We start from the raw sequence: 7,471 nt of genomic DNA on the forward strand, positions 1-7,471 counted from the left end.
GTTCACACAAATGTAATATTGCTAGGATACCTCGTATCCTAGCGGTTGTCATTAGTGTTTGAGTCTAGCGTGTAGTTCTTGAACTGATGCCACTTTATTGCGGTCATCGGCAGACTTAGCACGGATAGTTGCAAACGCAGCGTTCATTGTCGTGGTGTAAGTCACTTTGTTTAGCAAGGCTTCACGACGAATGTACACTGAGTCGGTGATGGCTTGACGACCTTCTGTTGTATTGATCAAATACGCGTATTCGCCATTTTTGATTGCATCAACAATATTAGGGCGGCCTTCAGACATCTTATTAACCACAGTACTCATGATGCCGGCATCATAAAGCTCGGTAGCCGTACCGCGGGTAGCTTCAATGCTGAAGCCCGCTTCGACTAACGCTTTTGCCAGTGCGATCATACGAGGCTTGTCGGTATCACGTACTGAAATAAGCGCTTTACCTTGCTTAGGTAGTGGCGCACCCGCACCTAAGTTAGCTTTAGCATAGGCTTCTTCGAAGGTATCGCCAACGCCCATTACTTCACCCGTTGAGCGCATTTCTGGGCCTAGCAGTGGGTCAACACCTTGGAACTTAGCAAATGGAAGCACCACTTCTTTCACAGAGTAGAAAGGTGGAATCACTTCTTCTGTTACGCCCTGCTCGGCTAGGCTCACGCCAGCCATTACGCGTGCTGCAACTTTAGCAAGAGGTACACCCGTAGCCTTAGATACAAATGGCACAGTACGCGCCGCACGAGGATTAACCTCGATTAGGTATACTTCACCATCTTTAATCGCAAACTGTGTGTTCATCAGACCGACTACGCCAAGTTCAAGCGCCATGGCTTTAACTTGCTCGCGCATGACATTTTGAATCTCTTTTGAAAGCGAGTGTGGAGGTAATGAACACGCAGAGTCACCAGAGTGAACACCCGCTTGTTCAATGTGTTCCATGATGCCGCCAATCACTACGTCTTTACCGTCGCAAATAGCGTCGATATCAACTTCAATAGCATCATCCAAGAAACGGTCTAGCAATACTGGCGCGTCGTTAGACACTTTAACCGCTTCATTAAGGTAACGCTTAAGATCTTTGAGGTCATACACGATTTCCATCGCACGACCACCTAGCACGTAGCTTGGACGAACCACTAGCGGGAAGCCAATCTCTTCAGCCATAGTGAGCGCTTGCTCAACGTTAGTTACCGTGGCATTCGCAGGCTGCTTAAGGTTAAGCTTGTTCACCATTTGCTGGAAGCGCTCACGGTCTTCGGCACGGTCAATCGCTTCTGGTGAGGTACCGATAACCGGTACACCCGCCACCTCTAGTGCACGCGCCAGTTTAAGTGGCGTTTGACCACCATACTGCACGATAACGCCTTTAGGCTGCTCTTTAGCAACGATTTCAAGTACATCTTCCAGCGTTACTGGCTCGAAGTACAGACGGTCTGATGTGTCGTAATCGGTAGATACTGTCTCAGGGTTACAGTTAACCATAATGGTCTCGTAACCGTCTTCACGCATTGAAAGCGCCGCGTGAACACAGCAGTAGTCGAACTCAATACCTTGACCAATTCGGTTTGGACCGCCGCCCAATACCATGATCTTGTCTTTGTCAGTTGGCGCTGCTTCACACTCTTCATCATACGTTGAATACATGTAAGCTGTGCTGGTAGAGAATTCTGCTGCACAAGTATCTACACGCTTGTAGACAGGAGAAATTCCAAAGTCACGACGGGTTTCACGAATATCGCTTTCTGCCACTTTGGTTAGCTCAGCAAGACGCGCATCAGAGAAGCCTTTACGCTTAAGTGCGCGCATAAAGTCAGCATCAATACTCGGTAAACCAAGCTCTGCTACTTTAGCTTCAAGAAGAATAAGCTCTTCAAGCTGTACAAGGTACCAGCGGTCGATATTAGTAAGGTTAAATACCTCTTCAACCGTCATGCCCATACGGAATGCATCACCGATGTACCAAATGCGCTCTGCACCAGGCTGACGAAGTTCATAAACCACTTTATTACGTGACTCAGGGTCTTCAAGGTCAACCATTGGGTTCAGGCCTGTCGCACCTACTTCAAGACCACGAAGGGCTTTTTGCAGTGATTCTTGCTGGTTACGGCCAATGGCCATCACTTCACCTACAGACTTCATTTGGGTAGTCAGTCGGTCGTTAGCACCGGCAAACTTCTCAAAGTTAAAGCGTGGGATCTTAGTCACTACGTAGTCAATAGAAGGCTCGAAAGAGGCTGGCGTTAAGCCACCTGTAATATCATTCGCTAATTCATCTAGCGTGTAACCTACCGCAAGTTTCGCAGCCACTTTCGCGATTGGGAAACCTGTTGCTTTCGAAGCAAGCGCTGATGAACGCGATACACGCGGGTTCATCTCGATGATGACCATACGGCCAGTTTTCGGATCTACACCGAACTGTACGTTTGAACCGCCGGTTTCAACACCAATCTCACGCAGTACAGCCATCGCTGCATTACGCATTAGCTGGAATTCTTTGTCAGTCAGGGTTTGTGCTGGAGCAACTGTGATTGAGTCGCCGGTATGCACGCCCATAGGGTCGAAGTTTTCGATAGTACATACAATAATGCAGTTATCTGCTTTATCGCGTACTACTTCCATTTCGTACTCTTTCCAACCTAGCAACGATTCATCGATAAGCAGCTCGTTGGTAGGTGAAAGGTCTAAGCCTCGGTGACAAATTTCATTAAATTCATCAATGTTGTACGCGATACCGCCGCCGGTTCCACCCATGGTGAAAGACGGACGAATGATACAAGGGAAGCCGATGCGGCTTAGTACATCGTGCGCTTCATCCATGCTGTGCGCGATTTCCGCACGTGGACATTCAAGGCCGATGTTTTTCATTGCTTTGTCAAAGCGCTCGCGGTTTTCTGCTTTATCGATTGCATCTGCCGTTGCACCGATGAGCTCACAACCGAACTCTTCTAGTACGCCGTGCTTGTCTAGCTCTAGCGCACAGTTAAGCGCAGTTTGTCCACCCATTGTAGGTAAGATGGCATCTGGACGTTCTTTTTCGATGATCTTGCGAACCACTTCCCAGTGAATAGGCTCGATGTAAGTCGCATCTGCCATTTCTGGGTCGGTCATAATGGTTGCTGGGTTAGAGTTAACCAAAATAACACGGTAGCCTTCTTCTCGAAGGGCTTTACACGCTTGCGCGCCTGAATAATCGAATTCACAAGCCTGGCCGATAACAATAGGGCCAGCACCAATGATAAGAATACTTTGTATGTCGGTACGTTTTGGCATAGCGGGCTAATTCCTACTGCTTGTGTTGTTCAATAAGTTCAATGAAGTGGTCGAATAACGGTGCCGCTTCATGAGGACCTGGGCTGGCTTCAGGGTGTCCCTGGAAGCTGAACGCAGGCTTGTCGGTGCGGTGAATACCTTGCAGCGACTTGTCGAACAACGAAATGTGAGTTACTTCTAGGTTATCTGGCAAGCTAGACTCATCAACAGCAAAACCGTGGTTTTGGCTAGTGATCATAACTACATTGCGCTTAAGGTCTTTAACCGGGTGGTTTGCACCGTGGTGACCAAACTTCATCTTAACTGTCTTCGCACCACTTGCTATAGCAAGTAGCTGGTGACCAAGACAAATACCAAATACAGGCGTACCGGTTTCGACGATAGTTTTGATTGCGGTTACTGCATAGTCACATGGCTCTGGGTCGCCCGGGCCATTTGACAAAAATACACCGTCAGGATTCATGGCTAGTACGTCTTCAGCAGGCGTTTGCGCTGGTACTAACGTAACTTTACAACCGCGGTCAGCTAGCATGCGAAGAATATTATTTTTAACACCGTAGTCAAAAGCAACAACGTGATATTTGAACTCGCTTGGTGTTACATAACCTTTACCAAGTTCCCAACTGCCTTCTGTCCATGTTTTTGGCTCAGTAATACTTACTACTTTTGCCAAATCCATGCCTTTAAGGCCAGGGAAAGCTTTTGCTTGCGCTAGTGCGCTAGACTCGTCTAATTCATCAGAGCAAATAATGCAGCCGTTTTGTGCACCTTTGTCTCGCAAGATACGCGTTAAGCGACGTGTATCAATGTCGGCAATACCCACAACGCCTTTCGCTTTAAGGTATTCAGACAAAGTTTGCTGTTGACGAAAGTTACTAGCAACAAGAGGTAGGTCACGGATGATTAGACCTTTCGACCAGATTTTATCTGCTTCGACGTCTTCTTCGTTAGTGCCGGTGTTGCCAATGTGTGGATAAGTAAGGGTGATGAGTTGTTCAGCGTAGGATGGGTCGGTGAGAATTTCTTGATAGCCGGTCATGGAAGTATTAAAAACGACTTCCCCAACGGCGGAGCCTGTAGCGCCTATCGCCGTACCTTTAAAAACAGAACCATCCTCTAACACCAAAAGGGCAGAATTAGCCAAGTCAACCTCCAGATTAAGGATAACTATGTGTTTGTGCAGTTTTCTGCACAAACCCCACAAAAAACGGGAGTTATTGATAACAATACATCCCGTTTTACGATCTTTGCAGCTAATAAAACCGCACTCTTCAGCCATTTTGGCGGCCTCAGAATACGAAATTCTGGCAAATTCCGGCGAGTATACATCACTGACCGAAAATGGCAAATTTATTTGTAATAATTTACTAAAATACCGCTTATACCACCATTTTTGCGCAGAACCACCGAAAGTACGGCTTATTGCTCATTTAAAGTGCAACTTTAGTTTAACACTTTGATAACGCCCTCAAGCTCGCCTGCTAATTTAGCTACAGCATGCTGGCATAAAAACGCCTATAGCTTTAAATCCAGTACATCAACCATGGAGTATAGACCAGGTTCTTTTCCATACAACCACTTTGCTGCATGCACTGCACCTTTCGCAAAAGTAAGTCGACTTGATGCCTTATGCGTAATCTCTAGGCGCTCACCAATATCTGCAAATAAGGCTGTGTGTTCACCGACAATGTCTCCGGCTCGAATTGTTGCGAAGCCAATAGTACCTTGGTCGCGTTCAGGCTCTTTCCCTTCTCTGCCGTATACAGCACAGGTTTTTAAATCACGGCCCAATTCGTCGGCAATGGCTTCGCCAATGGCCATGGCTGTACCAGAAGGCGCGTCTTGTTTAAATCTGTGATGTGCTTCTGTTATTTCGATGTCAGCCGTTTCACCCAGCACACTTGCAGCTTGTCGAACTAGGGAAAGCATTAAATTTACGCCCACACTGTAATTAGCCGCAAATACGATAGGTATATGCTTTGCTGCTTCGTCGAGTGCCGCCAACTGTGAATCGTTTAATCCAGTAGTTCCAATAACAACAGGCATTTTATTTTTAACGCACCACGTAAGATTACTTTCAATAACCGAAGGCAGGGTGAAATCGATCATTACATCTGCATCATTACCACTTAAATCTGATAGCGCAGTACAATCAACGTCTTTTTTTCCAATGCCTGCAAGTTCGCCTACATTTAGTCCAACCCAAGGTGAATCATCGCGTACCGTTGCCACGCTAAGTTGTGCATCGTCACTTAAATCTAGCGCTTCAACTAAAACCCGTCCCATACGCCCGTTGGCGCCAAATAATCCTACTTTCATTTTTTCGTTTTACACTTTTTTAGACCTTCAACTGTGAGGCATTTTGCCAAATGCCGTCACTATTGCAATGTGAGATTCATATTAAATAGGCATAACAAGGAATCGGTAAGATTTAACCACTACCAATCTGCATAGTTCTTTGCCAAAGCTTCAGGCTCGGGTGTAAAAAAAATTCAGTACACGATGCTTAGGACATGTTGAGCTTTACTGCGCATTTTTGATGCAAAGATCAACATGTCCTAATTGCAACACTAAGACAAACAGAGGCTTTCTGCCGTTGGGCCTACTTGTTTTATAGAGAAAGTTAAGCGACGCTATGGCAATTAACAGATGACCGAGTACTTATTCGTCACCGCTGAACGGCAAGTGTGAGTAAGTCAAAATACAACCCAACTAAATTTACTATGCAAAAAACTCTTATATGGGATATTCCCACCCGGCTTTTTCACTGGCTTATTGTAGCGAGCCTTTTAGCGCAATATGCAACAGTAGAATGGCTTGAAAACAAAGTTCAATGGCACTTTTACATTGGGTACTTCACCTTATTCCTTATCGTTTTCCGCATAATCTGGGGATTTGTTGGTACGCAACACGCCAAGTTCAGTAGCTTTATTACTGGTCCCAGAAAGGTTTTCAATTATATAAAAACCTTATTTAATAGGCAGTCCGAACCCGCTATTGGCCACAACCCTTTAGGCGGATGGTTTGTCGTCGTTATGCTAGTGTTGCTTGCTATACAAGCGGTATCGGGATTGTTCATGACCGATGATATTTTCTTAGACGGTCCCTATCGCCAGTTAGCCGAAGAAGAAACACTAGCGCTAATGAACACTCTGCATCACCTTGCCTTTGATGTGTTACTGTACGTTATCGCACTTCATATAGGCGCGGTAATATTTTACAGCGTGTATAAGAAGCAAAAATTGGTTCCCGCTATGGTGCATGGCAATAAGGAGTCAGCAACAGCAGGTATTACTGACTCGCGAATTCTACGTGCTTTTGTTGTGGCGCTCATCGCCGCAGCAGCTGTATATGTGGCTATTGAAGTATACCCGCCAGCTCCACAGGCAGATGAATATTACTACTAGCTAAACAGCCGTGGGCTTGTTGACCAAGCCCTTCTCTCGCATGAGCGTCTCAATCTCGCTTACGCTTGACGGATCATCGATGGTTGAGGGTACGGCAACAGATTCATTGGCTGCAATTTGACGCAGAAGTTTGCGGAGTATTTTACCTGACCGGGTTTTGGGTAAACGATTGACGACGATGGCTCGCTTAAAGCACGCCACTGGCCCGATTTTATCTCGAACCCGTTGAACCAAATCTTGCTCAAGAGCCTGTTCATCAACGGTAACGCCGTCTTTTAGCAGTACCAATCCAACTGGCAATTGCCCTTTCAGTGCATCATGGATGCCTATTACACTACATTCAGCAATGGCAGGATGTCCTGCAAGCACTTCTTCCATTTCACCGGTAGATAACCGGTGCCCGGCAACGTTTATGACATCGTCGGTGCGACCCATAATAAATACGTAGCCACCTTCATCTACGTACCCGTTATCTCCGGTGCTGTAATACCCTTCAAATTCTCGTAAATAGCCATCAACAAACCGTTGATGGTCTTGCCAAATCGTTGTCAAACAACCTGGGGGAAGCGGTAACTTGATAGCAATAGCGCCTTTTTCACCGGTTACTTGCTGTTCATCAGCACCCTGCAATACCTTTACGTTAAATCCAGGTGTAGGCACGCTTGATGAACCGGGTTTCGTGGCCAATGGTTCAAGCCCCATCGGGTTTGAACAAATTGGCCAGCCAGTTTCGGTTTGCCACCAATGGTCGATAACGGGAACACCTACTTTCTCGCTCGCCCAGAAATATG

General features: G+C 46.3%; 5 protein-coding genes. 1 reads left to right on the top strand and 4 read right to left on the bottom strand.

The genetic code is table 11. The features are described from left to right. Positions 1–51: 51 nt before the first annotated feature. The 3 genes from carB to dapB form a co-directional block, all read right to left on the bottom strand. Positions 52–3,273 (bottom strand): carbamoyl-phosphate synthase large subunit, encoded by a 3,222-nt coding sequence (gene carB, locus BIZ39_RS15305; RefSeq protein WP_187447374.1) that lies wholly within the window; start codon positions 3,271–3,273, stop codon positions 52–54. A 13-nt stretch (positions 3,274–3,286) separates the two neighbouring features. Continuing rightward, positions 3,287–4,417 carry a glutamine-hydrolyzing carbamoyl-phosphate synthase small subunit gene (carA, locus tag BIZ39_RS15310; RefSeq protein ID WP_014948979.1) on the bottom strand — a complete coding sequence of 377 codons (1,131 nt, stop codon included), beginning with the start codon at positions 4,415–4,417 and terminating at the stop codon, positions 3,287–3,289. A gap of 371 nt (positions 4,418–4,788) precedes the next feature. Further along, positions 4,789–5,592, bottom strand: coding sequence for a 4-hydroxy-tetrahydrodipicolinate reductase (dapB, locus tag BIZ39_RS15315; protein ID WP_014976121.1), 804 nt, complete (start codon positions 5,590–5,592; stop codon positions 4,789–4,791). A gap of 404 nt (positions 5,593–5,996) precedes the next feature. Between dapB and BIZ39_RS15320 the strand changes: the two genes are divergently transcribed. Further along, positions 5,997–6,680, top strand: a complete 684-nt coding sequence (locus tag BIZ39_RS15320; RefSeq protein WP_014978869.1) for a cytochrome b/b6 domain-containing protein — start codon at positions 5,997–5,999, stop codon at positions 6,678–6,680. Here BIZ39_RS15320 and BIZ39_RS15325 read toward each other — a convergent pair. Further along, positions 6,681–7,471, bottom strand: a 791-nt coding sequence (locus BIZ39_RS15325) for an AMP-binding enzyme (RefSeq protein ID WP_187447375.1), incomplete at its 5' end; no start/stop codon positions are given.

Source organism: Alteromonas sp. BZK5 (assembly GCF_014349115.1).
Taxonomy (GTDB): Bacteria; Pseudomonadota; Gammaproteobacteria; order Enterobacterales; family Alteromonadaceae; genus Alteromonas; species Alteromonas macleodii.

Coding starts and splice junctions, on each gene's coding strand:
- BIZ39_RS15320 (WP_014978869.1), top strand. CDS start 5,997: ATGCAAAAAACTCTTATATGGGATATTCCCACCCGGCTTTTTCACTGG.
- dapB (WP_014976121.1), bottom strand. CDS start 5,592: ATGAAAGTAGGATTATTTGGCGCCAACGGGCGTATGGGACGGGTTTTA.
- carB (WP_187447374.1), bottom strand. CDS start 3,273: ATGCCAAAACGTACCGACATACAAAGTATTCTTATCATTGGTGCTGGC.